This window comes from Nocardia carnea (assembly GCF_029868325.1).
GTDB lineage: Bacteria > Actinomycetota > Actinomycetes > Mycobacteriales > Mycobacteriaceae > Nocardia > Nocardia carnea_C.
Genome location: NZ_JARWNW010000236.1, coordinates 41,504 through 67,992 on the forward strand (window position 1 = coordinate 41,504; position 26,489 = coordinate 67,992).

Here is a 26,489-nt window from a genome sequence, read left to right on the forward strand (position 1 = left end):
GAGACCTGCTGCGGCGGGCCGGTGACGGACTTGGCTACCGTCGGATCGGCACATGCGGCGTTGCCGGAAACGTGTGGCACGGGATCAGGAGTTGAGTTGGAACACGCGACCATTGCGGGAATGCTGCTCGACCGTCTCGGCGATTCGCACCTGGGAGTGCGGACCCGGGAACGGGATTGGACGTGGGACGAAACGGTGCGCGAAAGCGCCGCCCGCGGGGCGCTGGCCACGGCGTTGCGGGTCGACGGACCGTTCCATATCGGGGTGCTGCTCGAGAACACCCCCGAATATCTGTTCTGGCTCGGCGGCGCCGCCTTGAGCGGTGCGGTGATCGTCGGTATCAATCCCACCCGGCGCGGTGCCGAACTCGAGGCCGAGATCCGCTACGTCGACTGCCAGCTGATCGTGACCGATACCGCCGGGATGGCACAGCTGCGTGAGCTGGACCTCGGCCTCGACGAGGACCGTTTCGTCCTCGTCGACGCACCGTCCTACCCCGGCCGGGTCCGAGAGCACTGGGCGGAAGAGCCCGTCGCCGCGCCGGCAGTGGACGAAACGACGCTGTTCCTGCTGCTGTTCACCTCCGGCACCACCGGTACCTCGAAGGCGGTGCGCTGCAGCCAGGGCCGGTTGGCCCGGCTCGCGTACGCGAACACCGAGAAATACGGGCACGTCCGCGAGGACGTCGACTACTGCTGTATGCCGTTGTTCCACGGAAACGCGCTGATGGCGCTGTGGGCGCCGTCGCTGTCCAACGGCGCCACCGTCTGCCTGACCCCGAAGTTCTCCGCCTCCGGTTTCCTGCCCGATGTGCGGTTCTTCGGCGCCACTTTCTTCACCTACGTCGGCAAGGCCCTGAGCTACCTGATGGCCACCCCCGAACAGCCCGACGATATCGACAACACCCTGGTCCGGGGATTCGGCACCGAAGCCTCACCGGAGGACAAGATCGAGTTCGCCCGCCGTTTCGGGGCCGACCTGTTCGAGGGCTACGGATCGTCGGAGGGCGCGGGATCGGTGAAGGCCGACCCGGATGCCCCCGAAGACGCCATGGGCCGGCCCGCGCACGCCGATATCGCCGTCGTGCACCCCGATACCCGGGCCGAATGCGCCCGCGCGAAGCTCGACCGGTTCGGCCGGGTGCTGAACCCGGACGAGGCGATCGGCGAGATGGTCGACAAGGGCGGCGCGAAACGTTTCGAGGGGTACTACAAGAACGAGGCCGCGGTGGCCGAGCGGATCCGGCACGGCTGGTACTGGACCGGCGACCTCGGCTATATCGACGAGGCCGGGTTCATCTACTTCGCCGGCCGCAAAGGTGACTGGATCCGCGTCGACGGCGAGAACACCTCCGCGCTGACGATCGAACGGATCCTGCGGCGGCACCCGAAGATCATCGCGACCGGTGTGTACGCGGTACCCGATCCGCGTTCCGGGGATCAGGTGATGGCCGCGATCGAGGTTGCGCAGTTATCCGATTTCGACCCCGCCGAATTCGCGGATTTCCTCGGCGGCCAGGACGATCTGGGGACCAAGGCGGCGCCGCGGTTCGTGCGGGTATCGGCGAACCTCCCGGTGACCGGGTCGAACAAGGTGCTCAAACGCGAACTGCAGGCACAGTTGTGGCGGGTCGGCGACCCCATATACCACCGGGTGGGTCGCGGTGCGCTGACCTACGAACTGCTGACCGAAACCGGTAAACAGGAACTCGAACAGGAATTCCACACCTACGGCCGCGCGCGGTTCCTCCCCGACCCGGAGACCGCGCGTCGATGACGGCCGGCCGGTGGTGCAGGTGCAGCGAAGGAGACAGGGAATGAAACTCGGTGTCGTGATCCCGGTCGAACTGGGCACGAGCGGGGAACCGGAGGAGATCCTGCGGTTCGCCCGGGCCGCGGAATCGCTCGGATTCGACGAGATCTCCGCCGTGGAACATTCGGTGGTCATCGCCGATACCGAGAGCGAATACCCCTACTCGCCGACCGGCAGATCTCATCTGCCCGACGATTGCGATATCCCGGACCCCTTGGAGCTGCTGTCGTTCGTCGCCGGCGCCACCACCACCCTCGGCCTGTCGACCGGCGTCCTGGTGCTGCCCAACCACAATCCGGTGGTGCTGGCCAAACGCCTGGCCACCCTCGACCGGCTCTCCGGCGGACGCCTGCGCATATGCCTCGGTGTCGGCTGGATGCGGGAGGAGATCGAGGCCTGCGGCGGCCGGTTCGACCGCCGCGGCAGGATCGCCGACGAATCCATCGCGGTCATGCGGGCGTTGTGGGCCGGTCGCGACGGCGTGGATTTCCGCGGTGAATACTTCTCGTTCACCGGTGCCTACAGCCGGCCCCGACCTGTCCGCGACACCGGGGTGCCGTTGTATATCGGCGGCCACAGCCTGGCGGCCGCGCGCCGGGCCGGCCGGTTGGGCGACGGATTCCAGCCACTGGGGCTGGCCGGCGACGACCTCGCTACGGCGATCGGCACCATGCGCGAAGCGGCCGCGGCGGCCGAGCGGGATCCCGCGGATATCTCCCTGGTCCTCGGCGCCACCCTGCCGCGCCTGGACGAGTCCAAGCTGGACCGGTCCCGCGCGCTCGGCGCCGACCGCCTCGTACTGTCGGCGTCCCGCCACGCCACCTCGATGGATCTCGTGATCGACGAAATGGCGGAGTGCGCGAAACGTGTGGGCCGCTGATCGTCCCGGCTACGGGCGGACGACGATCTTGCCCACATGCCGGCGGGTGCCGAATTCCGCTTGCGCCCGGTGGATATCGGCCAGGTCGTAAACGGCCGCGATCGGCGGTCGTATGGTGCCGCGGCGCGCCTCGGCCACGAGTAGCTCGAAGTGGTGCGGGGTGTGCATCGAGGAACCGATGATCGCGATGTTGTGCAGATAGAGCCGGCGCAGGTCGAGCGGAACGGTGTGGCCGCCGATCGCTCCGGCGATCACCCACCGGGCGCCGTCGCGCAGATACGGTAGCACCTCGGCCAGAACCGGGGCGCCGACCACGTCGAGGACGGCGTCGAGGCCGTCTCGGGCATACTCGTGCACCGCGTCGCCGATCGGCCGGTGCCGGTCGACGGTCACCGCGGCGCCGGCGGCGGTGACCTGGGCGCTCTTCGCCTCGGTGGTCAGGGCGACGACATGCGCACCCCGGGCCCGGGCGAGCTGGACCAGGGCGATCCCGACCCCGCCCGACGCGCCGGTGACCAGCACCGTTTCCCCGGCGCGGATTGCGCCCCGCTCCAGCATCCCCATCGCGGTGCCGTACGCGACGGGCAGGCAGGCGAGCTCATCGTCCGACAGCGGCGAATCGGACACGTCGTGCACGCGGATGCTCTCGACGAGAACCCGTTCGGCGAAGCCGCCGTCGGCTTCGCTGCCCAGCAGCCCGACCGGATGGTCGCGGGCATCGTAGAAGGCGGGGTCCACCAGGACGCGACGGCCGACAAGGGAGCTGTCCACACCGTCGCCGACGGCCTCGACGACTCCGGCGATATCGCCACCCTGGATACGCGGGAAATCGATCGGCCCACGCCAGCCGGCCCGGGCGTCCGGGTCCTCCGCGGTCCCGTAGGCGCCCTCGCGGGTCCAGATATCGGTGTTGTTCATCGCCGCGGCGGTGACCTGGACCAGCACCTGGCCCGCCCCGGGGGCCGGATCGGGTACGTCGCGAACCTCCAGCGCCTCCGGTCCGCCGAAGCGAGTCAGCACTGCCGCTTTCACCTATCGACTCCTCTGCTGTGTTCACACACCGTGACCGGTGGTAGCCGTGGCCGGGGAGGTCGGCGCAGGCTCGGTCTATCGCAGCTTGATGCTGCCGCCGTCGACCATGATGGTCTGGCCGGTGATGTAGTCGGCGTCCGCGCTGGCGAGGAAAACCGCGACCCGGCCGATATCGGCCTCGGGATCACCGAACCGGTGCAGCGGCGTCTTCGCCAGCAGAACATCCTCGATACCGGGATTCGCGGCGATATAGGATTCGACACCCTCGGTCAGCGCGAGTGGCGAGATCAGGTTGACATTGATGTTGTGGACCGCCCATTCGTTCGCAGCTACCCGGCTGATCGCCCGGATGGCCTCCTTGGCGGCTGCGTAGGAGGCCTGGTTCTCCTGCCCCTCGATACCGGCCCCCGAGGCGAAGTTGATGATCGTGCCCTGATTGGTGGCCAGTTGTTCGTGTGCCGCCTTCATGAGCCAGAAGGTCGGATAGAAACCGGTCCCGAAGGACAGGTCGAGCATGTTCTGGGTGGTCTCCAGCAGCGGCGCCTGCCGGGAGGCGTGCGCATTGTTGACGACGATATCGAGTTTGCCGAACGCCTCGATCGCCGCCTGCACGATCGCCGGCGCGCTCGCCTCCTCGGAGATATCGGCGTTCAGGAACTTCCCGGTTCCGGCCAGTTCGGTCTCGAGTGCCTTACCCGCGTCATCGTCGATATCGACGAAGAGGACCTGTGCGCCTTCCTTGGTGAAGGCCCGGACGATCCCGCGGCCGATACCGCCCGCGCCTCCGGTCACGATCGCGACTTTTCCGGCGAGCCTCATCGCACTCCTTCCGATCGGGTCGTTCGATACCTGTGCGGCCCGGACCGGAACGCCGGGACGTATGCAGCGTATGCGACTGCCGGCCCTGCCCGGCTGCACCGCGTTGCGGGCGTGTACCACCACACCGCTCCTCGGCGTCCACCAGATCACTGGTGCGATGTCCACTGTGCGGACGCCGGGACTGTGCGCCCAAAGGTTGAGGCGGTACGTACTGAACATCATCCGAAGAATCGAGAGGATTCCCCCCGAAGCGTGGTGCCGGCGAGGTTCTGCGGCGCACCCTCCCCATTCGACGACAAGGAATATCATGTCCACCTACGTTCTCACCGGCACAGCTTCCGGAATCGGAGCAGCCACCAAAGCCCGGCTGGAGGCCGGCGGTCACCGCGTAATCGGCGTGGATCTGCAGAATGCCGATATCGACGCCGATCTCGGGACACCGGCCGGTCGGGCGGCGGCAATCACGGCGATCACCGACCTGGCCGATGGCCCTATCGACGGGTTCGCGCCGATTGCCGGGGTCGGCCCGGCCACCGGGCGCCCGGCCGGACTACTGGTCGCGGTGAACTACTTCGGCGCCGTCGAGCTCCTGGCCGGGCTGCGACCTCTGCTCGCCCAGCGGGAGACGTCCTCGGTCGTTCTCGTCAGCTCGAACTCGACGACCTGCCAGCCCGGCTGGCCGACGGAACTCGCCGACGCCTGTCTGACCGGCGACGAAGCCGCGGCCTGCCGCCTGGCGGAGTCGTATGGCGAGTTCGCCTCGATGCAGGCATATCCCGCGACGAAGGCGGCCCTGGCATACCACGCCCGCCTGAACTCCGGTGAATACATCAAAGACGGCATCCGGATCAATGCTGTCGCACCGGGTTTCATCCATACTCCGCTGACCGACAGCAGCGTCGACGACCCGGCCGTCGGCGCCGGAATGAAGGAGTTTCTGGCCGGTATTCCGGTCGGACGCGGCGGCCGGCCGGAGGAGATCGCCTCGCTGATCGCGTACCTGCTGGGACCCGAGTCGACGTTCCTGGTGGGCTCCGTGCTCTTCGCCGACGGCGGCACCGATGCGGCACTGCACGCGAAGGATTGGCCGAAGATGTGGGAGGCCGGTGAGTGATCCGCGCCCGGGCACACCGCCCCCCGGCTTCGTCCGGCCTTCGGACGGAAGCCGCCGTAGTTGCCGGTGGCGTCGGGAATGCGTGTCGTGGCCATCCGGTCCGGTGCTAGCCTCGGAATGTGCCCGACGGCGATGCGCTGCTGACCTTCGGACTGGCTTCGCTGGTCCTGATCGTGATCCCCGGCCCCAGTGTGCTCTTCGTGATCGGCCGGTCGCTGTCACTGGGACGTAGGGGCGGGTTGCTCAGCGTGGTGGGTAACGAGGTGGGAGGCCTGGTGCCGATCTGCTTGGTCGCCGGCGGGGTGGGGTCGATCGTGGCGAAATCGATCGTATTGTTCACGGTTGTCAAAGTGTTCGGCGCACTGTATCTGGCCTACTTGGGAGTTCAGGCCATCCGTCATCGCCGAGACAGATTCGACGCGCCCGGCGCCGGCGATACCGCTGCGCTCTCTCCGTGGCGGGTGTTCGGTGAGGGTTTCACGGTGGGGGCGACGAATCCGAAGACCATCGTCTTCTTCGTCGCCGTCCTGCCCCAGTTCGTCGATTTCCACGCGGGCAATGTTCCGTTTCAGATGTTGGTGCTCGGTGCGGTTTTCACCGCGGTCGCGTTCGCCTGTGACAGTGCGTGGGCGTTACTGGCCGGTGCCGCGCGGGGCTGGTTCGCCGGGTCGCCGCGGCGGCTTTCCATGGCGGGCGCCTCGGGCGGGGCGATGATGATCGGTCTGGGCGGAACTCTGCTGTTCGCCGACAACCGGCAGTAGCGGAACAGAAACATCGGCTCGGTCGCGTAGCGCTCTTGCCCGTGGAGCCCGTTGCTGTGCGCGCCTCCTACTGGAGGAGTCGTACAGCGAGTCGTTCCCGCTAACCGGGTATCGGTACGGACGCGAACCGGCTCGCGGGTTTCGGCAGACCGAGATGGTCGCGCAGCGTGGTACCCGTGTACTCGGTGCGGAACAGGCCACGTTCCCGCAGGATCGGTACCACGGTTGCGGTGAAGGTCTCCAGGCCACCGGGGTAGTAGGGCGGCATCACATTGAAACCGTCGGCGGCGCCCGAGCAGAACCATTCCTCGATGGTGTCGGCGACCTGCTCCGGGGTTCCGGCGAATACGCGATGCCCGCGGGCCCCGGCGAGACGGTGCAGCAGGGCGCGCAGGGTGGGGCGTTCGCGGCGCACGATACCGGCCACGACCTGGCGCCGGCTGGCCGTGTTGTCGGTGACATCGCCGGCGTCGGCGAACAAGCCGGCCGGGACCGGTTCGTCGAGCGGCAGGCGAGGTAATGATTCACCGGCCAGCCCTTCGAGCTGGTCGAGACCGTATTCGGGAACCGTGAGCTCGTTGAACTCGCGTTCGAGCTGTTTCGCCTCGGTTTCGGTGGCCGCGATGAACGGGCTGAGGCCGGGCAGGATCTTCACATGGCCGGGGTCGCGGCCGAATTCGGCCGCCCGGCGTTTGATATCGGTGTAGAAGGCCTGGGCATCGCCGAGCCGCTGATGTGCGGTGAAGATCGCCTCGGCGTAGCGGCCCGCGAAGGCCCGGCCCTCATTCGAGGCGCCGGCCTGCACCAGCACCGGATAACCCTGCGGAGTGCGGGCCGCGGTGAAGGGGCCACGCACCCGCAGATGTTCTCCCGCGAAATGGATGGGATGGATCTTGTCCGGGTCGGCGTAGCGGCCGGCGGTGCGGTCCAGCAGGACGGCGTCGTCCTCCCAGCTGTCCCACAGTGCCGTTACCGCGTCGACGAATTCACGGGCCCGTGCGTAGCGTTCGGTGTGGCCGGGATGGTGGTCGAGACCGAAATTGGCGGCGGCCAGATCGGTTCCGGTGGTGACGATATTCCAGCCCGCCCGACCGCCGGAGATATGGTCCAGCGAGGAGAACAGCCGGGCCAGGTTGTAGGGCTCGTAATAGGTGGTGGACGCCGTCGCGATCAGCCCGATCCGGCTGGTGGCCGCGGCGATCGCGGTGAGCAGGGTGATCGGCTCCAGACCGGGCGCGGCGTTGTAGGCCACACTGGTCCGCAGGGCGGGACCGTCGGCGAAGAAGACCGCATCGAAGGCCGCGGCTTCGGCGGTACGCGCGATCTCCTGGTAGTAGCGCACATCGTAGATCCGGTCCGGGCGGCTGAACGGATGCCGCCAGGCGGCCTCGTGATGGCCCGCGGGATAGATGAACGCGTTCAGGGCGAGCTGACGCCGCCCGGCAGGAGAAGGTTGTGGCATAGCCGCATTACAGCAACGCCGGTGCCGGTCGGGAAACGGTAATTCGCACGCTGATCCGAACTCTCGGCGTGGTTTCGGCGGTGCCGGTCGACGGTTCCGTCATACCTCGAGGTAGCTGACGATTCCGCCGATCAGGGCGTCGAGGGCGTCGTCGAGGTCGCCGTAGGTGCCCAGGGTGCGTTCGGAGGTGATACCGCGCATCGCGGCGGGGAGGAGGGCAGCCACCTTGCGCACCTTGACCGGGTCGAGGTCGAGGTCGGCGAAGGCCTTCTGGCAGGCGGTATCCCAGTGCGGTTTCCACGAGGCCAGTTCGGCGGCGGTGAGCGGGAAATCGCGTTCGAGTTCGGTGTGGTCGCGAGGGAGGGCCGCGCGCAGGGTTTCGATCGCCAGGGATTCCCGGCTGCGCAGGCCGCGGGCCATGGCGGTGATCATGGCGGCGACCCGCTCGTGCAGGGTGCCGTCCGGTTTGATGCCGGCGGGCAGATCACCACGTTTGTCCGCGGTGCGCCGCAGCACCGCCGCCCAGAGGCCGTCGATATCGCCGAACTGGTATTTGATGACGCCCCAGGTCGCGCCGATATCGCGGGCGATGCGGTTACCGGAGACGGCAGCGGGATCACCGGTGGCCAGCGAAACGATCGCGGCCTCGAGCATGCTCTCCCGAGACTGGATTCCACGCCTGTTGGCGCGCCGTTCACCTGCCGCCGTTTCCGTCACGAGCAGCGATTCTACCGGCGCCGATCGACCCCGCCGAGTTTCACATAGGCCTCTTGTATTCTTTCGTAGAGGGTTCTATCATCGGTTGGCGCGTGGCCGGATCGGCCGATCCGGGCAGCTCACGAAGGCGTGGAGGGTGCAGATGGCGAAACCGCCGCTGTCGATGGAGCCGACGGGCTGGTTCCAGGTGGCCTGGTGCAGTGAGATCACCACCGGTGCGGTGCACAAGATGAAGTACTTCGGCCGCGAGATGGTGGCCTGGCGCTCGGCATCCGGGCGGGTCGCGGTATTCGACGCCTACTGTGAACATCTCGGCGCCCACCTCGGATACGGCGGCCGGGTGGAGGGCGAGAACCTGGTCTGCCCCTTCCACGGGTGGGAGTGGAATCGCGAGGGACGCAACGTTTGCATCCCGTACGAGAGCCATCCGAACAAGGGCCGCCGGATCCGCAGCTATCCCGTGGTGGAACGTAACGAGGCGGTGTGGATCTGGTTCGATATCGAAGGCCGGCCGCCGTATTTCGAGGTGCCGGATATGTTCACCGCGTTCGGTGACGGCCGCACCGCCGCCGACTACTACCCGCCGGTCCCCGCGGCGACCCTGTTCCGGACGGGACTGGAGATGCATCCCCAGTACGTCATGGAGAACGGTGTCGATTTCGCCCATTTCAAGTTCGTGCACAAAACCCCGTTCGTCCCGGAATTCACCCGCCACGATTTCTCCGGTCCTGTCTCCTACGTCGATTTCACCATCGCCTTCGACGAATCGGTGGCCGCGGACCAGGTCAACAGCGGTGTCGAATCGATCAATGCCGGGCTGGGTTGTTCGATCACCAAGAGCTGGGGCATGGTCGACAATCGCACCATGCCGGCGGTGACGCCGGTGGACGAATCCACCTCCGACGTCCGGTTCACGGTGTGGATCGGGCGCAAACCCGGCGACGATGCCCCGGAGATCACCCGGTACGGCAAGACGATGGCCGATTTCGTCATCGAACAGTTCGAGGCCGATATCGAGATCTGGTCCCACCAGCGGTATTCGGATCCGCCCGCGCTGTCCCGCAAGGAGTACCAGGGGTTCACCGCCCTCCGGGAATGGGCACGGCAGTTCTACCCCGGCGCCGGGCAGGCCGGCCCCGATCCGCACCGGCAATACAGCGGTGCCGTCCGGCCTGCGGCCGACCCTTCGTAACCCGCCCGCTCGAAGAACCAGTCTCGTCAGATCGAAAGGCCTCCCATGAGCACCGATAAGATCCGGGTATTCCAGGTAGCGACCGGCAATCTCGGCACCGAGATGATCGGCCGGATCCGCAACCACCCCGACCTCGAACTCGTCGGGCTGCACTGCTACACCCCGGAGAAGATCGGCCGCGACGCGGGCGAGATCGTGGGTATCGACCCGGTCGGCGTGATCGCCACCGGGACGGTCGAGGAGATCATCGCCGCCCGGCCCGATGTGCTCACCTTCCACGGCGTCTTCCCGGACGAAGAGCTGTACGAGAAAGTTCTCGAAGCGGGGATCAACGTGGTGACCACCGCGGACTGGATCACCGGCTACCACCGCGACACCAACCATCCGCATCCCTCCGGCCGCAAGGTCAGCGAGGTCATCGCGGCCGCCTGCGAGCGCGGTAACGCGACGTTCTACGGCACCGGAATGAACCCGGGCCTGGCCCAGATCCTCGGGATCGTGCACAGCGCCGATGTCGCCGAGATCGAGAACGTCACCGTCACCGAATCGGTCGACGTCTCCTGCCATCATTCCGTCGACACCTGGAAAGCCGTCGGATACGGCCGCCCGGTCGACGATCCGACCATTCCGGAATCGCTGCATAAATACACCGCGGTATTCGCCGATTCGGTGTATTTGATGGCCGACGCCTTCGGTCTGGAACTCGACGAGGTGACCTTCGGCTACGAACTCGGCGCCTGCACCGAAGATGTCGATCTCGGCTGGTATTTCCTGCCCAAGGGGTCGCTCGGCGCCAACTACATCAAGTACCAGGGCATGGTCGACGGCGTACCGCGGGTCGAATCCCATCTCGAATGGCAGATGACCCCGCATACCGACCCGGCCTGGAAGATCAAGGGCTGCTACATCACCCAGATCACCGGCGACCCCAGTATCTACAGCAAGCATATGGTGTTTCCCCGCAAGGGCGTCGACCTGTCCGACCCCGCCAGTTTCGCCTCCATCGGGATGACCGTCACCGGTATGCCCGCACTGCACTCGCTGCGGTCCGTGGTGGCGGCCCGTCCGGGCATCATCACCAGCGCGGACCTGCCCCTGCGTAGTTTCGCCGGGCGGTTCAAGCTCTGAGCCTGGCCCGGGCCGCGCTGTCCACCGGCGAACCGCGGTACTCGGCCGGCGTACCTGCCGGGTGCGTCCCTTTCGGTACGCCGACACGGCTGGTACGCCGAGGCTCTGCGGTGTCCAGGACAGCCCCGCCAAGGTGATTCTCGCTCAGCGGGAGTGGCGATGGTCTCTTTTACGGCGGCGACTTATCGTCGACATCGAATCGACCGGAACGCGCCGGCCTCACGAAGCGGTCCATACCGCCCGGAGCCGGTATCCGCACCGGTCGAGACATACGGTTGCCGACCGCTACGCGGCGGCCGGTCCGCGCTGTTCCGTCCGCCTCGGCATTCGGCCGAACGGGAACAGCCGGCCGGTCGTCGCGAACCTCCGCATACGACGCGCATATCCGCGCGCCACGCGGCCCGGCGGAGGATGAAGAAGGGAACATCATGACCGCAACCCAATCCTTATAACCGAGTAGTTGCGGTGTGCATACCACCGCCCGTAATCCCGGGCGGTGGTATATCGCCACGGCCTGATCATCGGCGTGGCGATATCGCCGCATCCATTGTGCCGATCGCCGAACAGCCTCGTTCGGTCGACCGGATTCACTTCGCCCGCACCGTTGGGTGAGTTCGGGAAATCCCATGTGCTCATTGCCCGGCCGATCGGCACGATACGCGGCGTAGTGACCCGTCCATATTCTTCCGGCGACATTCCGGAAAACAATGCCGATGCCGGCATGACCGCTTTCGATCGAGATGAGGGTCAACAGATGAAAGCAAATGTCCCACGCCACCCGTATGCCCGCGGTATGCGCCTGGGCGGAGTAAGTGCGGTATTCGCGGCCGTCGGAATGCTGGCCGCCGGCCACGCCACGGCCGATACCTTCGTACCGCTACCCGACGGCCATCAGGCCGCCCCCGGGGCGACGATCTCCCGGACGGCCGAACATGCCGTGATATCCCCGTCGATGGCCGCCAACGGGGTGGGACGAGTGGTGTGGGTATCGGGCACCGTCACCGCCGATGTCACCCATACGCCGACGGTCGAACGCCCGGGGCCCTATTCGACGCCGGCGGATATGCCGGGTACCAACAATTCGTCGACCCACGGCGCTTCACAGGTGAACACCGGCTATATCGTCGGATGCCAGGTCAGCATCGGCGACAGTGCGATCTCCGCGGGACTTTCCGGCAATGTCAGCACCAACGGTGGCGGATTGAGCGGTTCGGCCGGTATCCAGCTCGGCCCGGGGCAGGTGAAATTCGTCCGGGTCGGTTTCAAAGATATTCTGAAGCCCGGTGTCTACAGTGTCGGATACCGGGATTTCGAGATCGAGATCCAGGGGTGCGGCGGTTACGCGCAGGCCCGGGCCTACACGGTCGTGGAAATCATCGGCGATCACTATTCGAAGACCACTCTCTACGGGGCGCCGTTCAGTATCGGATGAGCACGGTCCGATTTCCGACCGCTCGTCTTCTCGACAAGTCATGAACCCGGAGAGGTTTTTTCGCAATGATTGATCCCAAGAAACTCGTCCGCGCCGCATTCGTGGCGGCCGCATCGGTGGGGTTGATGGCCACCGGCAGCGCCGGCGCCGACACCTTCGTACCGCTGCCCGGGGCGGCGGTCACCGAAACCCTCGCCGACGGCACAGCTGTCACGCTGCGTATCGTCGGGGAATCGGCCACGATCAGCCCGTCCATGGGCGCCACCCCGCTGCACCGCAATGCCTGGGTGTCGGCCAGTGCCCAGGTCGAACTGTCCGCCCCGGCCCGTTCGAAGATCAAACCCGGCTATGTGGTCGGCTGCCAGGTCAATATCGCCGGTGGCGGTGCCAACAGCGGCGCGAACTACAGCACGGATTCGACGGGCCAGAAGCAGTCGGCCGGCGGCAGTCTCGGTGGCAACCTGAGCCTGGGACCGGGGCAGGCGAAGAAGTTCTACCTGCTGGACCTGGAAGCCCCCGACGCCTTCGGTTCGGAATCGCATCGGCCCTTCTCCTCGATCACCGGTACCAGCGGCAGCGTGAGCTGGGCCAACAGCACCATCGGGCTCTCGGGCTGCGCGGGCTACGCGCAGGCCCGGGCATTCACCGAGGTGGAGGTCGAAACCGCCGCCGTCAAGGAGATCGTCACCGTCTGGGGGCAGCCGTTCAGCCTCGGCTGAGAACGCCGGAACCCGGGTCCCGCCGCGTGACAGGACCCGGGTTTCCGCGGTAATCGTGCCGGGCCTGCGCGAGCGCCTACACCACAGAGGAGGTATGCGCTTGCGGTCCGCGCACGATCCGGCCGATTCCGTCGGGAAGTCCGGCCTCGGCCTGAATCCGGCTGAACTCCGTCAGGTAGCGCCGCTGCTCGGCCGGCATGGGGGCGGAACGCCGAGAGGTCAGGTCGAAATGCAGGTCCAGTTGCTCACCCACTGCCACTCGGCGCCCGGTGTCCAGGCTGAACACCTCGTGCAGGACGTGGATACGTTTATCGTCGACGCCCAGCAGCCAGGAGCGGATCTCGAGTTCGTCTCCGCGGCGCACCTCGTGCTCGTAACTGAGGGACGACTGGACCACGACCTTTCCCAGCCCGGTGCGGTCGACATAGTCCTCGCCCATCCCGATCATCGCGCTGAACTCCGCCTGCCCGCGATAGACGATGATCCCGTAGTACATGGCATTCATATGGTCGTTGAAGTCGATCCACGACTCCTCCACCCGGCAACGGAAGGATGTGACCGGGCCCTGCGGCACCCGGTCGAGCGGTATCGTCTCCGCCGAGATCATGGGCCTCCTTCGTCTCCGGTCCATCCGATACAGCCGTAACCCGGTGGACAACTCCGGAACGTATCGACCGAGCGGTCGCGTTGTCTCTCCGGTTACCGTTGAGTGGAAACTTTTTCGGGCACCCCCTCGCCCGCCCCGGTATCCCGTCGCGGCGGTGTTCCGGCCGCCGGGAAGGGGCTGCCGGATCGACCGGCGAGTGGAGCATGATGGTGGGCGATGGGTCCGTCACCGCTGGGCGGGCCGGGCGGACGAAACCGACGGCCGAGGAGGTCTACCGGATATGCGCGGAATCAACCATATCGTCCTGTATGTTTCTGACCTCGCGCGCAGCCTCGACTTCTACGAGCAGGTGCTCGGCTTCGAACGCCTGCCCGGTGGGTTTCCCGGGGGCGCGTTCCTGCGGCACGCGGGTTCGGCCAACGACCACGATCTGGGGTTGTTCGAGTCCCGGGACGCGGCCGTCCCGGCCCCTGGATCGGTCGGGCTTTATCACGTGGCATGGGAGGTCGGCACGCTGGCCGAGCTCTCGGCGTACCGGCAGAGGCTGGCCGGTGCCGGGGCGTTGACCGGTGCGGGTGATCACGGGTCGACCAAGGCGCTCTACGGCCGCGACCCCGACGGTATCGAGTTCGAGGTGTGCTGGCTCGTGCCCGACGAACACGTCGAGGAATCCCTCCGCGGTGCCGCGATGACCGCACCGTTGGACCTCACGGCCGAGATCGAGCGCTACGGCGCGGATACTCCGGGCGGTCCCCGCACCGACCCGGCGGTCTGGGCCCGGGTCGCGGCGATGCGCTCCGCTCAGCGCTGAGCCGGACGCTCCCACCACCCCACTCCGCGTCCTGCGGCGGATCCATTGAGTGGGAGTCGGCGCCGCTGATCCGTGCGCCGACTCTAGCCTCGGGAACGGTTCTGCCGGGATTCGCCGACCCGGATCGGCGACATACCAGCCCGGCATCGGCTCGGAACGAGGAGTGAAACACGTGGATATGCAGAAGTACGGGCCATGGGCCGTTATCGCGGGCGGCTCCGAAGGCGTCGGTGCCGAATTCGCGGTCCAGCTCGCCGAGCAGGGGATGAACCTGGTGCTGCTGGCCCGTAAACCGGAACCGTTGGAGGCGACCGCCGAAGCCTGCCGTGCGCATGGCGCCGAGGTTCGTACCCTATCGGTCGACCTGTGCGCCGCGGATGCTTTCGACCGTATCCGGGAGGCCACCGACGATCTCGTCGTCGGCTTGTTCATCTACAACGCGGGCGCCAACACCTACGGTCACGAATTCGTGACCGGCGATCTCGAACGCTTCCAGGCTGTTATCGATCTGAACATCACCGCACAGCTGAAACTGGTGCAGCATTTCGGTGCGCCCATGAAGGAACGACGCCGCGGCGGAATCCTGCTGGTGGGTTCGCTCAGCGGCTATCTGGGATCGGCCCAGATCAGTGTGTACTCGGCGGTCAAATCGTTCGGCCGCATCTTCGCCGAGGGGCTGTGGCTCGAGATGAAGGATTACGACGTCGATGTCCTGGAACTGGTGCTGGGACTCACCCGCACGCCGGCCATGGACCGGGCGGGGCTGAAAATGGACCGGCCCGGCCTCCTGGTCTCCGAACCTCGCGATGTCGCCGCACAGGGCCTGGCGAATCTGGCCAACGGCCCCGTCGTCGTGGTGAAGCAGTTCGAACCGGTCGCCGAGAAGAACAGCGGGCACAACCGGGCCGAGCTGCTGCTGGAGGCGCGGGCCTCGGCGAAGAAGCTGCTTCCGCCGCCGACCGAATGACATTGGTACCGACGTTGTTCGGGCGAATTGTGGAACCGGGACGGAAGGAGCACAGGTGAGACTCGACGGAAAAGTCGCGATAGTCACCGGAGGAGCCGGTGGGATCGGCCGCGGAATCGTCCGGGCTTTCGCCGGCGAAGGAGCATCGATCGTCTTCGCCGATATCGACGGCGCGGCGGGGCGTGCGCTCGAGCAGGAACTCGACGGCCAGGGGAAGTACGTCGACATCGATATCGCGCAGGAGGGCAGTGCCGAGAAGATCTGTGCGGCCGCGATCGAAACCTTCGGTGCACTGCATATTCTCGTCAACAACGCACACGCCTCGCGCCAGGCCCGGCTCGTCGAGACAACTCAGGAGATGTTCGACCTCTCGTTCGGCACCGGGTTCTATCCGACGGTGCGGCTGATGCAAGCCGCATACCCCCATCTGCGGGCGACAGCGGGCTCGGTGATCAACTTCGCCTCGGGCGCCGGTATCGAGGGGCAGGCCACACAGGCCTCCTATGCCGCGGCCAAGGAAGCGATCCGCGCGGTCAGCCGGGTGGCAGCCAACGAATGGGCCGCCGACAACATCAACGTGAACGTGATCTCGCCGCTGGCACTCACCGAAGGGGTCAGCGCGTATATCGAGGCGAATCCGGGTGTCGAGGAAGCCATGCTCAGACGTGTCCCCCTGGGCCGTTTCGGCGATCCGCAACAGGATATCGGGCGGGTCGCGGTATTTCTGGCGAGCGCGGACGCCGACTACATGACCGGTCAGACGCTGATGGTCGACGGCGGAACGCAGAAGCTCCGGTAGCCGTCTGCGGTAAACGCTCGCGGTTCCACCGGCCGCCGGCGAGCCCGTCGGCAACCGCAGCCGCGGCGGGGTCGGTGGGGAAGCACCATCGCCGCGGCATTGCGGACACGGTTACGTAGGCAGGCCGATCGGCTGCGCCTCGGTGGTGGTGGTCTTCCGCCGGCCGCTGCTCACCCGCGGACAACACTTTCCGGTGAAAATGCCTGCCGCGCAGAGATTGTAGTGCCACCGCATCGAAGCCCACCTCGATCGCGTACTGCGTTGCGCGGGCATGGTCGTCGACGATCCGCAGGATATCGGCTTCGGAGGTGGCGCGATCCAAGCTCAGCGCCAGTAGATGCGACCTGGCGGACTGGGTGCTTTTCATGTTGTCCGATGCCGCGCGGTTCCTATGCGGGAGCGTGGTGTTCGTCGACGGCGGCAGCGATGCCTACTTCCGGGCCGACGACTGGCCCCGCGCTGTGCCGCTCCGGCGTCTCCCTGCCTGCTTGCGGCGTTTCCGCGGCTCCGGCGCCGCCTGACGCTCGACGAATTCCACGACGGGAAGCTGCACGTCGTCGAGGGCGCGCCGGGGTCGCCCGAGCCAGGGGGCGCAGGGTGCGATATAGAACGGCGTTCTAGATTTGCTGTTCGACAACCATTGACATCTGCCGGTCGCGGGATAGTGTTCTTGTAAGAATTAGAACACCGTTTCAACAAGGAATCCTCGACCGGGAGTGTCCATGGTGACAACAGAAACGCCCTATATCCTGATCTCCGCAGACAGTCATGCCGGTGCCGATCACGCCACCTACCGCTCGTATCTCGAAGCGAAGTGGCAGGGCCAATTCGACGAGTGGCGTGGCGGGTACAAGAACCCCTACCGCGACCTGGTCGACGATGGCCGAACCCGCAACTGGGACAGCGAACGTCGTCTGCGGGAGACTCAGGGGGATGGAACCGTCGGTGAAGTGCTGTTCCCGAACACGGTGCCGCCCTTCTTCCCCAGTGCCGCCGTACTGGCGGGCCCTCCGCGTGCCGAGGACTTCGAGAAGCGCCTCGCCGGGATCCGGGCCCACAATCGCTGGTTGAAGGATTTCTGCGCCGACGCCCCGGCTCAGCGTGCAGGGGTCGGACAGGTTTTCCTCAACGACGTCGACGAAGCGATCGCCGATGTGAAGTGGATCAAGGACAACGGGCTGCGCGGCGGGATCCTGCTCCCGAACCTGGCGCCGGACGTCAAATGGGTCAAACCGCTGTACGATCCGATCTATGACAGGCTCTGGGCGGTCTGTGAGGAGCTCGGGGTTCCGGTCAACAGCCATGCGGGAAGCGGGCTTCCGGATTACGGCCGGTACAAGACCTCATCCCTGCTCTATATCAACGAGGTGGGCTTCTACTCGATGCGCCCGCTGGTTCAGATGATCCTGTCGGGCGTCTTCGAACGGTTCCCCAAGCTGAAGTTCGTCGTATCCGAGCAGGGGTGCGCGTGGGCACCGGATCTGATGCGCCGGCTGGACACCGTGGATCTACGCGTCAAGCGCACCGGGCGGATCGGCGAGCTGTTCTACAGCGAAGACGAGCAATTGCCGCTGCGTCCCAGCGAGTACTTCCGGCGCAACGTGTGGGTCGGCGCGACAATGCCGTCGGCCGAGGATATGGCGGCACGTGACACGCTCGGTGCGGGCAAGTTCATGTGGGGCAGCGACTACCCGCACAACGAGGGCACCTACCCGTTCACCCGGGAATGCGTCCGCCAGGTGATGCACGACCTCGACGAGACAGAGCTGCGCAAGCTGTTCGCCGCGAATGCCGCCGAGCTGTACGACTTCGATCTCGATGCGTTGGCACCACTGGCTGCGAAGTACGGGCCCACGCCGTCGGAGGTGGCCCGGCCACTCGACACGTTGCCGGAAAACCCCAACGATGTGCTGTTGCGCGAGACGTTCGCGAAGGAACTCGCGGTGGAGCTGGGGGCGTGACAGGTCGCCTGCGTGGGCGCCGGGCGATCGTCACCGGCGCCAGCCGTGGCATCGGAGCGGGTATCGCGCAGCGGCTGGCGGCGGAAGGCGCGGCAGTCGCGATCGTGGCTCGCACCCTCGACGACGGCGATTCCGCGCTGGGCGGATCCCTGCGGAAGACCGCCGAACTCATTGCCGGTGCCGGCGGCCGGGTCGCCACAGTCCGAGCGAGGCTGGAGGACCCGGAATCCCGTGCGCGCATCGTTCCGGAGGCCGAACGCGCGCTGGGCGGGCCGATCGACATCCTCGTCAACAATGCCGCGGCCGCGATCTTCCAGCCGCTGCGGGACTATCCGGCCAGGCGTGCGCGCCTGACCTTCGAGGTGAACGTGCACGCGCCGTTGGACCTCGCGCAGCGGGTGATCCCCGGGATGCGGGAGCGCGGCGAGGGCTGGATCGTCAACATCACCAGTAGCACGGCCCGTATCCGCCCGGTCGAACCGCCGCCCGCGGGAGGCGCCGATCTGGACGCGGAGATTCACGGCACCTCGCTCTACGGTGCGAGTAAGGCGGCGCAGGATCGCCTCACCGCAGGCCTGGCCGCGGAGTTGAACGACACGGGTATCCGAGTGAATGCGGTCCGCCCCCGCTCGGCGGTTGCGACCGACGGCGCGCTGTCGGTGGCGTCGAACATGGTCGGTTCCGAATGGTTTGTGCCCGAGTCACTCGAGGAAATGGTCGAGGCCGTGCTGTGGCAGTGCGATTGTGGCCCGGGCTACACCGGCAATGTCGAAGCGAGTCTGGACATCCTCGAGCGTGAACGCATCACGGCCCGTGACCTGAACAGCGGGCCGATCCGGAAGGAGCCGACCGTATGACCCCGTACAACGGGATCCCCATCATCGACACGCATATCGGATTCCGCGAGTCGGGCGCCGATGAGTACGCCTTCATCAAGCGTCAGACGAAGGACCGCGAGAGCCGTGACGAGTTCAGTATGCCCGCCCAGTACATGTTCAAGGGCGTACCCGACGACCTCGACACCGGCGATCCGATCTCGGTGACGCTGCGCGAGATGGACAAGCACGGTATCGAGATAGGCATGGTCAGCATGGCCAAGGAATCGGGACAGCGGGCGGTCCGCCTCTTCCCGGACCGGTTCGTACCGCAGGGGTCCGCAGTCGACCCCAACGACATCATGGGCACGCTGAATCGGATGACCCGGGAATACGAGGAGTTCGGGATCGTCTCGGTGAGTTCCTTCGCCGCGGGCACATTCCCGCAAGTTGCGCTCAACGCCCCGCAGATGTACCCGATCTATGCCAAATGCGTCGAACTGGAAATTCCGATCTTCGCCTGTGCGGGGATCGCCGGCCCGCGGGTCAAGTCCGCGGTGCAGCACGTCGAATTGATCGACGATGTGATGTTCGATTTTCCGGATCTGGTCTTCGTCACGCGGCACGGTTGCGAGCCGTGGGAGGACCTGGCGGTGAAACTGATGCTGAAGTGGCCGAACCTCTACTATTCGACGTCCGCGTTCGCGCCCAAGCACTACCCGAAGGCCATCGTCGACTACGCCAACACCCGCGGCGCCCACAAGATCATCTACGCCGGGTATTTCCCGGCCGGACTGACGTTGGACCGGATCTTCGGCGATATGCCGCAGGTGGGTTTCGATGCCGGTGTCTGGCCCAAGTTCCTGCACGAGAACGCCCGTAAGGTGCTGAAGCTGAAAGGTTGATGGTATGCCGATCGGTATCGGAGCCGACCACGACGCGCTCGCAGACTCGCTCGCGCGCTTCGCGGCGCGGACCACACCTGTCCATCGGACCCGGCTGCAGTTCGCCCGACTCGCGCAGGGCGAGCGGCCTGACCACTGGAACCAGTTGGTGGCCATGGGTATTCCGTCACTGCACCTCGCCGAGGAGTTCGGCGGTTCCGGCGCGGGCGTGCTGGAGCTCGCGGTAGCGCTGGAGCAGTCGGGACACGGCCTCGTTCCGGGCCCGCTGCTGCCGACGGTCACCGCGAGCGCCGTGGTCCAGGCGCACGGCAGCAATGCCGCACGCAAGGAGTGGCTGCCGCGCTTCGCCGAAGGCGCCACCGGCGCATGCGGGCTGGAACCCGGAACTGTCACGCTCGAAGGGGACGGCGACGAGATCACCGTCTCCGGGACCACGGTCCCGATCCTGGGTGCGGTCGGCGCGGACGTCCTGGTGCTGGCCGGTCGGTGTGAGGCAACGATCGTCTGGTTCGTGGTCTCCGCGGGCCTCGACGGGATCAGCTGCACCGTGGAAGAAGGGGTCGATCTCACTCGCGATATCGGGCGGATACAACTGTCGGAGGCCAGGATTCCCGCCGACCACATCCTCGGCGCGCTACCGGACGAGGTCGCATCGCTGGCCGTCGTCCTGCAGTGCGCCGAGGCTGTGGGTATCGCCCGCTGGGCGCAGGAGACGAGCCTGGCGTACGCGAAGATACGTGAGCAGTTCGGCCGGCCGATCGGGTCTTTCCAGGCGATCAAGCACAAGTGCGCACAGCTGTTCATCCGGCTCGAGGTGCTGACCAGTTCCGTGTGGGATGCGGCACTGGCCGCGGGCGCCGGCGACCCGCAGCAACTGGCACTTGCTGCGGCGCGGGCGGCAACGGTGTGCCGCCGTGAGGCCGTCGATATGGTCCTGGACAGCCTGACGTTGCTGGGCGGTATCGGCAATACCTGGGAGCATGACATCCACCTGTACTGGCGGCGGGCAGCGAGCCTGCTGGCGCTCGGGGGGTCACCCGAAGAGTGGGCCCGGCGCGCCGGCAGCCTGGCACTGACCACCCAGCGTCACACCGCTCTCGGTCTGGAGGACCGGCCGGAATTCCGGGCCACGGTATCCGCGACCATCGCCGAGGCGGCCGCGCTGGATCCGCCGGCGGCGCAGGTGCTGCTCGCCGACCGCGGTCTGGTGGCGCCGCACTATCCCGCACCGTACGGGCTGAGTGCGGATACTGCCGGACAGCTCATCGTCGCGGAGGAGTTCGACCGGGCGGGGATGGCCCAGCCCACGACCGTCATCGGTGAGTGGGCGCTGCCGTCGATCCTTCAGTACGGAACCGAGGACCAGCGGGAACGGCTCGTCGCCCCGACCCTGCGCGGCGAGATCGTGTGGTGCCAGCTGTTCTCCGAGCCCGGTGCCGGCTCCGATCTGGCGTCGCTCACCACGTTCGCCACCAAGGTGGCGGGCGGCTGGCGGATCGACGGCCGGAAGGTATGGACCTCCAGCGCGCATGAGGCGCACTGGGGAATCTGCCTGGCCCGCACCGATCGGGACGTCCCCAAACATCGCGGTATCAGTTTCTTCCTCGTCGATATGAACGCCCCGGGCGTGGAGGTGCGGCCGTTGCGAGAGGCCAACGGTGACAGCATGTTCAACGAGGTTGCGCTCGACGCCGTGTTCGTGCCCGACGCCGACCTCGTCGGCGCGCCGGGGGAGGGCTGGAAGGTGGCGCGCACGACGCTCGCCAACGAGCGAGTAGCGATGGGCACCATCCCCGTTGCCGGCAACAACCGTTTCGAACCGGTCGAGGTCGTCCGGACTCTCGACCCCGTCGCCCGGGCAGCGGCGCTCCCTGCACTCGGACGGATTTCCTCCGGCACCGGTGCTCTCGACGCGCTTGCACGCCGGAGCATCTTCAAGCGGCTGTCGGGCTTCACCCCCGGCGTCGAGGCCAGTGTGCTCAAGGCCGCATCCGCGCGGCACATCACCGACGCTGCCGCGCAGGTATTCGAGTGGTTCGGTCCCGAGGCGGCCATCGGTAGCCTCGGCCCCGACGTTGCCGGTGGCGGACAGGCAGCCAAGGCCTACTTGTCGACGCCGTCGCTGTTGATCGGGGGCGGCACACTCGAGGTCCAGCTGAACGTGATCGCTGAGCAGATCCTCGGTCTGCCGAGGGAGCAGCGGTGAGCCCGAGGCCGATGGTGGCCGGGATCCACCCGCTGTGAAGTCTGGGTATGGGGCTGCTCGGTGGGACGCTTCCGGACATGTACGGGTGATCTCCCCGCTCAGCCCTTCGCCCCATTCCAGCCACCGCAACCGGTACGGCGGCGTATGGATCATCAGCTCCATGAACTTTCGGTCGAATTCCGGTATCCGTCTCCGGTGGACCTCGGTGGTGAACGCATGTGCGAGTACCTCGACCGGGTCTGCGTCGGCGGACGCCGTCCGCAGGATTTCGACGATGAATTCCTCGCTCTGCCGGAACAGCGGCGCGAGTACATCCTCTTTCACCGGGAAATGGCGATGGAAGGTGCGTGGCGAGATCCCGACAGAACATGACAAGAAGGGGTGTGTAGCGGTGACACTCCCAGCCAGCGGAATGCTGCACCCCGGCGTTTCCGGCACCTGATTTCATGCCACGGTATCGCCGATACCGGATCGGCGCGACAGCCCGGCACCGGACTCACGGCGGCCGCCAGGCCAGACGCCGATCCGATGAAACGAAAGGTCGAAACATGATCGAAGGTGTGGAATACGGCCCGGACCCGGAGATCGGCGCCGGCGCGCAGGGGATGGGCGTCTCCGGCGCCCGGGTGCCGGTCGGCGACGCGAAAGGTGGGCGGGCATGAGCGTGGAAGAATCGCTTGCCGGACTGGTGGCGCGGGTGCAGCGACTCGAGGACGAGCTCGCCATCATCCGCAAGCTCACCGCGTACGGACCCCTCGTCGATGCGGGTGAGGCCGATGCCGTGGCGCAGCTGTGGGCCGAGGACGGCGAGTACGACGTCGAAGGCTGGCGGATGGCCGGGCGCGCCGAGGTTCGGTCGATGGTCCTGTCCGACGCCCACCAGAACATCATCGGTGGCGGCAGCGCCCATTTCTTCGGCCCACCCCATATCGAGCGTATCGAGGGCGACGAGGCCGCGGCGATCTGCGAATCGATCCTGGTGCGGCACGAGGACGGCAAGTTCTACATCTGGCGGGCCGGAGTCCATCGGATCGAGTTGCGCCGCACCGATAACGGTTGGTGTGTCACCAGCCGGGTCACCCGGCCGTTGAACGGTAGCGCCGAAGCCCGTGAGCTGGTGGCCGGCCGGAAATAGGGACATGCTGCCGGCCGCGCGGGCTCGGCGACGCGGTCGGCGCAGGACTGCCAAGCCTCCGCGGCCCGGCGGATGGCCTCGGCTGGATAGCCCCCGGCTCCGGTGACCGTCCCGGCACGGGCGAGCGTTGTGTACTGCTGTGTGGCGTTCGTTCCGGTGACCGCGGCCGGCACTGCCTCGGCCTGCTCGACGGTTCCGCGATGGGAAACCGCACGCCGTCGAGGCCTTCGGCGCGAAACTCGTTGTATTCGCCGACAGCGCCGGATCGCTGAAGGTGCTCAACGCCCACTGCCCGTATATGGGCGGTGATCTCACCCAGGGCACGATCAAGGACGATGCGGTGGCGTGTCCCTTCGACGACTGGCGCTGGTCGGGTAACGGGCGCTGCGTGAGCATTCCGTATGCCCGGCGGGTCCCGCCGCCGGCGCGCACCGAATCGTGGACAACGCTCGAACGCAACGGCCGGCTCTACATCTGGCACGATCCTCACGGCAATCCGCCACCGCCCGAGGTGGTGATCCCCGAGATCGCCGGGTACGACGAAGGGGAGTGGACCCCGTTCACCTGGAGCCGGTTGAAGATCGAAGGCTCCAATTGCCGCGAGATCGTGGACAAGGTGGTGGATATGGCGCATTGCTTCTACATCCACTACTCCTTCCCCGTGTACTTCAAGAACGTCTTCGAAGGGCATATCGCCAGCCGGCACATGAACAGCAGGCCTCGTGCCGATGTGCTCTACGTCGATGCCGAGGACATCACCCCGGAGATGACCCAGCGGTTCGAGTTCGAGATCGATACCTGACGCGCCATCGGTTTCTGGCAGAAGGAAGTCGACGAGAACTTGTTCGATACCCGGGGAACGCATGGACTGCACTGCCACGAGAGCGCTCATACGTGCTTCGACATCGGGATCGAGTGGGGAACGGGCACGGTCATCTCCTCGGCGAATATGAAGTGGATACGTGTGTGCGGGGTTCGGATAGGCGGTCGCTTCGCTTGGTCGGCCCCACCGAACCGGTTCACTGCTGCATCGGTGAGCCCTGCACAGAGAGGCGGCACGGTCGTCCGTCGTGTCAGCCCGATAGGGCCCCATCGAGCGGTTGTCCGGTTGCCGCTGTTCGGTCAGATGGGAAGTCTGCTCGGTCCCGCTCACCGGAAACGGGACAGAAGACATTTCGGGCACGCCTTATCGTCCGTGGTGCCAGCTGTTGGTGACCTGCATCACGACGGACCGCCGGACAAGTCCGAGACGTGTCGCAGGCGCCGGCGCCGGTGCAGTTTCCGCGGTGCCGCCGGCCCGCGGGGTTCTGCTGCCCAATCCCGCGTCGATGCCGCGGAAAGACCTAATCCGTGAGCACCGGCCGGCGATACGTCGACCGGAACCCCGGGCCCATCTCGTCTCAGGAGGACAATCGATGTCCGATCCCGCATCCCGGCTCACCACCGGGAATCTCGAAGGCACGAAGACATTCAGATCTCCGGCGCTGATCATCACGGCGCTGATCCTCGCCGAATGCGTCAGCGCCTTCGAAGCCGGCACGATCTTCATCGCGTTGCCGCGGTTCAGTGAAATCTTCGGGGCGCCGGCCTCCACCACGGGCTGGGCGGTTACCGCCTACATGCTCGTCGCGGCGGCGACAGCCCTGGTCGGCGGCCGTCTCGGTGATATGTACGGCCGCAAAAAGGTTCTTATCGTCATCATGCTGGTCTCGGTGCTCGGCTCGGTGATCAGCGTTTTCGGTGACTCGATGGGGGCGATCATCATCGGGCGGGGTGTGCAGGGAGTTTCGGGTGCGATCCTGCCGCTCTGCTACGGGTTGGCTCGTGAAGCCCTTCCGGCCGAGAAGGTGTCGATCGCGGTCGGATTCATCAGTGGCGCGGCACTGCTGGCCGGTTCGGGGGGCTCCCTGATAGCCGGTGTCCTGCTCGATGTCGCCGACTGGCATATGATCTTCGTGCTCGCCGCGGTCCTGGCCATCGTGGCTTCCGCCGTGGCGGCGGTGGTGCTGCCGGGAGCGCACACCCGGTCTGAATTGCCCCGGTTCGACTATGTGGGCGCGATTCTGATGACGCCCGGCCTGATCGCCCTGCTGTACGGCATCACGCAGGGCCCGGCGTGGGGGTGGACCAGTCCCGCCGTCATCGGGCTGATCGTCGTCGGCCTCGCCATCCTGGCGGTATGGACCTTCTGGGAGTTGGGCCGCAGCGAACCCCTGGTCGATTTCCGGGTGTTCGCAAGCAAACGTATGACGCTCAACCTGATCGCATTGTCGGTGCTCGCGCTCGGCCCCGCCGGTGCCGTGCAGATCGTGACTCCGATGATTCTGCAGTCGCCGACCTCACTACCGGTCGGCCTCGGAATGTCGGCGACGGTCACCGGCCTGGTGGCCGGTATCGCGGCGCTGTTCGGTTTCGGCGCTTCGCCGCTGGCGGGCGCTGTCGCCGGCCGGTGGGGCGGCCGGACGGCCTTCCTCATCGGCGGTGCGCTGTTCGCCGTCGCCAACCTGATGATTCTGGTGGGCCATAAATCGCTGCCGGTGATGATGGGTGTTTTCGCCGTCGCGGCGGTCGCCACGGCTTTCGCCTTCACCGGCTACCCGAAGATCGTGATCGAATCCGTGCCCGACAACGTCACCAGTGTCACCACGGGCATCCTGAGCACTGCCCGGCAGGCGTTCTCGGCGGTGGGGGTGGCGATCGTATCGGTCATGCTCTCGATGTGGACGGTCCCTGGGACCGCCTCCCCAGCGTTGTCGTCGTTCAATGTGGCGGTGGGCTGGTTCATCGTCTGCTCGCTGATCGTGGCCGCCATCTGCCTGTTCATCGGCAGGCCGCAGCAGGAGCCGAAGCAGGCCGATGACATCGCGACCGGTGAGGAGGGTGCCGCGGAATCGGCCGCATACGCTTGACCTGAGGTAGGTCGGTCCGCCGCTACCAGGGCTTCCCGGTAGCGGCGTCGACGGGCCGGGGACCCCCGGCCCGCGGGCGCCCGGCGGGGGGGGGGGGGGGGGCGGGCACCGGGGGCGGGGGGGGGGGGGGGGGGCCCCCCCCGCGCCCGGCGCCCCCCGGCCGGGGCGGGGGCGGGCGGCGGGCAAGGGGGGACGTCGGGGGGGGGGGAGCCCACGCCGCGCGCCGGGTACCGCGGTAGCTCCCGATCACCGGGATCAGCGGCCGGAACGCGTGCTATCCGCGGCCTACGATCCGAGGGTGACTTC

23 protein-coding genes and 2 pseudogenes are annotated in these 26,489 nt (G+C 66.7%); 20 read left to right on the forward strand and 5 right to left on the reverse strand.

From position 1 onward, the window contains the following. Nucleotides 1-120: 120 nt before the first annotated feature. Nucleotides 121-1,776 carry an AMP-binding protein gene (locus QH196_RS20075; RefSeq protein ID WP_280417370.1) on the forward strand — a complete coding sequence of 552 codons (1,656 nt, stop codon included), beginning with the start codon at nucleotides 121-123 and terminating at the stop codon, nucleotides 1,774-1,776. 40 nt (nucleotides 1,777-1,816) lie between these two features. Continuing rightward, complete coding sequence (locus tag QH196_RS20080) at nucleotides 1,817-2,692, forward strand: LLM class F420-dependent oxidoreductase (protein ID WP_280417347.1); 876 nt, start codon at nucleotides 1,817-1,819, stop codon at nucleotides 2,690-2,692. A gap of 9 nt (nucleotides 2,693-2,701) precedes the next feature. On the opposite strand, the gene QH196_RS20085 is transcribed toward QH196_RS20080, so the two are convergent. Next, entirely contained in the window at nucleotides 2,702-3,724 is a 1,023-nt protein-coding gene (locus QH196_RS20085) for a zinc-binding dehydrogenase (RefSeq protein ID WP_280417348.1), read from the reverse strand. Nucleotides 3,725-3,799: 75 nt separating this feature from the next. Further along, nucleotides 3,800-4,543 carry an SDR family NAD(P)-dependent oxidoreductase gene (locus tag QH196_RS20090; protein ID WP_280417349.1) on the reverse strand — a complete coding sequence of 248 codons (744 nt, stop codon included), beginning with the start codon at nucleotides 4,541-4,543 and terminating at the stop codon, nucleotides 3,800-3,802. A 307-nt stretch (nucleotides 4,544-4,850) separates the two neighbouring features. On the opposite strand from QH196_RS20090, the gene QH196_RS20095 reads away from it, so the two are divergent. Further along, complete coding sequence (locus QH196_RS20095; protein ID WP_280417350.1) at nucleotides 4,851-5,657, forward strand: SDR family oxidoreductase; 807 nt, start codon at nucleotides 4,851-4,853, stop codon at nucleotides 5,655-5,657. A gap of 119 nt (nucleotides 5,658-5,776) precedes the next feature. After that, entirely contained in the window at nucleotides 5,777-6,418 is a 642-nt protein-coding gene (locus QH196_RS20100; RefSeq protein ID WP_280417351.1) for a LysE family translocator, read from the forward strand. A 100-nt stretch (nucleotides 6,419-6,518) separates the two neighbouring features. Here QH196_RS20100 and QH196_RS20105 read toward each other — a convergent pair whose 3' ends face one another. Both QH196_RS20105 and QH196_RS20110 read right to left on the reverse strand, forming a co-directional pair. Beyond that, the gene (locus QH196_RS20105) at nucleotides 6,519-7,880 is read right to left on the reverse strand and encodes an LLM class flavin-dependent oxidoreductase (RefSeq protein ID WP_280417352.1); all 1,362 of its coding nucleotides are present in this window, start codon (nucleotides 7,878-7,880) and stop codon (nucleotides 6,519-6,521) included. A gap of 99 nt (nucleotides 7,881-7,979) precedes the next feature. After that, complete coding sequence (locus tag QH196_RS20110; RefSeq protein ID WP_280417353.1) at nucleotides 7,980-8,597, reverse strand: TetR/AcrR family transcriptional regulator; 618 nt, start codon at nucleotides 8,595-8,597, stop codon at nucleotides 7,980-7,982. Nucleotides 8,598-8,739: 142 nt separating this feature from the next. On the opposite strand from QH196_RS20110, the gene QH196_RS20115 reads away from it, so the two are divergent. From QH196_RS20115 to QH196_RS20130, 4 genes are all read left to right on the forward strand, one after another. After that, nucleotides 8,740-9,789, forward strand: a complete 1,050-nt coding sequence (locus tag QH196_RS20115) for a Rieske 2Fe-2S domain-containing protein (protein ID WP_280417354.1) — start codon at nucleotides 8,740-8,742, stop codon at nucleotides 9,787-9,789. Between the two features lie 45 nt (nucleotides 9,790-9,834). Next, nucleotides 9,835-10,917: an NAD(P)H-dependent amine dehydrogenase family protein gene (locus tag QH196_RS20120; protein WP_280417355.1), complete on the forward strand. Its 1,083-nt coding sequence runs from the start codon at nucleotides 9,835-9,837 to the stop codon at nucleotides 10,915-10,917. A 754-nt stretch (nucleotides 10,918-11,671) separates the two neighbouring features. Further along, entirely contained in the window at nucleotides 11,672-12,349 is a 678-nt protein-coding gene (locus tag QH196_RS20125) for an MspA family porin (RefSeq protein ID WP_280417356.1), read from the forward strand. A 65-nt stretch (nucleotides 12,350-12,414) separates the two neighbouring features. Then, nucleotides 12,415-13,068 (forward strand): MspA family porin, encoded by a 654-nt coding sequence (locus QH196_RS20130; protein WP_280417357.1) that lies wholly within the window; start codon nucleotides 12,415-12,417, stop codon nucleotides 13,066-13,068. A 76-nt stretch (nucleotides 13,069-13,144) separates the two neighbouring features. Here the strand turns inward: QH196_RS20130 and QH196_RS20135 are convergent, their stop codons facing one another. Then, entirely contained in the window at nucleotides 13,145-13,675 is a 531-nt protein-coding gene (locus QH196_RS20135) for a thioesterase family protein (RefSeq protein WP_280417358.1), read from the reverse strand. Between the two features lie 280 nt (nucleotides 13,676-13,955). Here QH196_RS20135 and QH196_RS20140 point away from each other — a divergent pair, with 280 nt between their 5' ends. The 12 genes and pseudogenes from QH196_RS20140 to QH196_RS20195 all read left to right on the forward strand — a co-directional run bounded on the left by QH196_RS20140 (nucleotide 13,956) and on the right by QH196_RS20195 (nucleotide 26,183). Then, nucleotides 13,956-14,486 (forward strand): VOC family protein, encoded by a 531-nt coding sequence (locus QH196_RS20140; RefSeq protein ID WP_280417359.1) that lies wholly within the window; start codon nucleotides 13,956-13,958, stop codon nucleotides 14,484-14,486. Between the two features lie 178 nt (nucleotides 14,487-14,664). Next, on the forward strand, nucleotides 14,665-15,453 hold the full coding sequence (locus QH196_RS20145) for an SDR family NAD(P)-dependent oxidoreductase (protein WP_280417371.1): 789 nt from the start codon (nucleotides 14,665-14,667) through the stop codon (nucleotides 15,451-15,453). A 55-nt stretch (nucleotides 15,454-15,508) separates the two neighbouring features. Continuing rightward, nucleotides 15,509-16,252 carry an SDR family NAD(P)-dependent oxidoreductase gene (locus tag QH196_RS20150; RefSeq protein ID WP_280417360.1) on the forward strand — a complete coding sequence of 248 codons (744 nt, stop codon included), beginning with the start codon at nucleotides 15,509-15,511 and terminating at the stop codon, nucleotides 16,250-16,252. Nucleotides 16,253-16,596: 344 nt separating this feature from the next. Next, a pseudogene (locus QH196_RS20155) lies at nucleotides 16,597-16,773 on the forward strand (SDR family oxidoreductase); the annotation flags it as partial. A gap of 201 nt (nucleotides 16,774-16,974) precedes the next feature. Then, nucleotides 16,975-18,213 carry an amidohydrolase family protein gene (locus QH196_RS20160; RefSeq protein ID WP_280417361.1) on the forward strand — a complete coding sequence of 413 codons (1,239 nt, stop codon included), beginning with the start codon at nucleotides 16,975-16,977 and terminating at the stop codon, nucleotides 18,211-18,213. Then, nucleotides 18,210-19,070: an SDR family NAD(P)-dependent oxidoreductase gene (locus QH196_RS20165; RefSeq protein WP_280417362.1), complete on the forward strand. Its 861-nt coding sequence runs from the start codon at nucleotides 18,210-18,212 to the stop codon at nucleotides 19,068-19,070. The genes QH196_RS20160 and QH196_RS20165 overlap by 4 nt, the downstream gene beginning before the upstream one ends. Then, nucleotides 19,067-19,933, forward strand: a complete 867-nt coding sequence (locus QH196_RS20170; RefSeq protein WP_280417363.1) for an amidohydrolase family protein — start codon at nucleotides 19,067-19,069, stop codon at nucleotides 19,931-19,933. The genes QH196_RS20165 and QH196_RS20170 overlap by 4 nt, the downstream gene beginning before the upstream one ends. Nucleotides 19,934-19,937: 4 nt before the next feature. Continuing rightward, entirely contained in the window at nucleotides 19,938-22,139 is a 2,202-nt protein-coding gene (locus tag QH196_RS20175) for an acyl-CoA dehydrogenase (RefSeq protein WP_280417364.1), read from the forward strand. Nucleotides 22,140-22,283: 144 nt separating this feature from the next. Then, complete coding sequence (locus QH196_RS20180; protein ID WP_280417365.1) at nucleotides 22,284-22,511, forward strand: hypothetical protein; 228 nt, start codon at nucleotides 22,284-22,286, stop codon at nucleotides 22,509-22,511. Nucleotides 22,512-22,797: 286 nt separating this feature from the next. After that, nucleotides 22,798-23,274, forward strand: coding sequence for a nuclear transport factor 2 family protein (locus QH196_RS20185; RefSeq protein WP_280417366.1), 477 nt, complete (start codon nucleotides 22,798-22,800; stop codon nucleotides 23,272-23,274). Between the two features lie 134 nt (nucleotides 23,275-23,408). Further along, nucleotides 23,409-24,007: pseudogene (locus QH196_RS20190) on the forward strand (Rieske 2Fe-2S domain-containing protein); the annotation flags it as partial. A 682-nt stretch (nucleotides 24,008-24,689) separates the two neighbouring features. Continuing rightward, the gene (locus QH196_RS20195) at nucleotides 24,690-26,183 is read left to right on the forward strand and encodes an MFS transporter (protein ID WP_280417367.1); all 1,494 of its coding nucleotides are present in this window, start codon (nucleotides 24,690-24,692) and stop codon (nucleotides 26,181-26,183) included. Nucleotides 26,184-26,489: the final 306 nt, after the last annotated feature.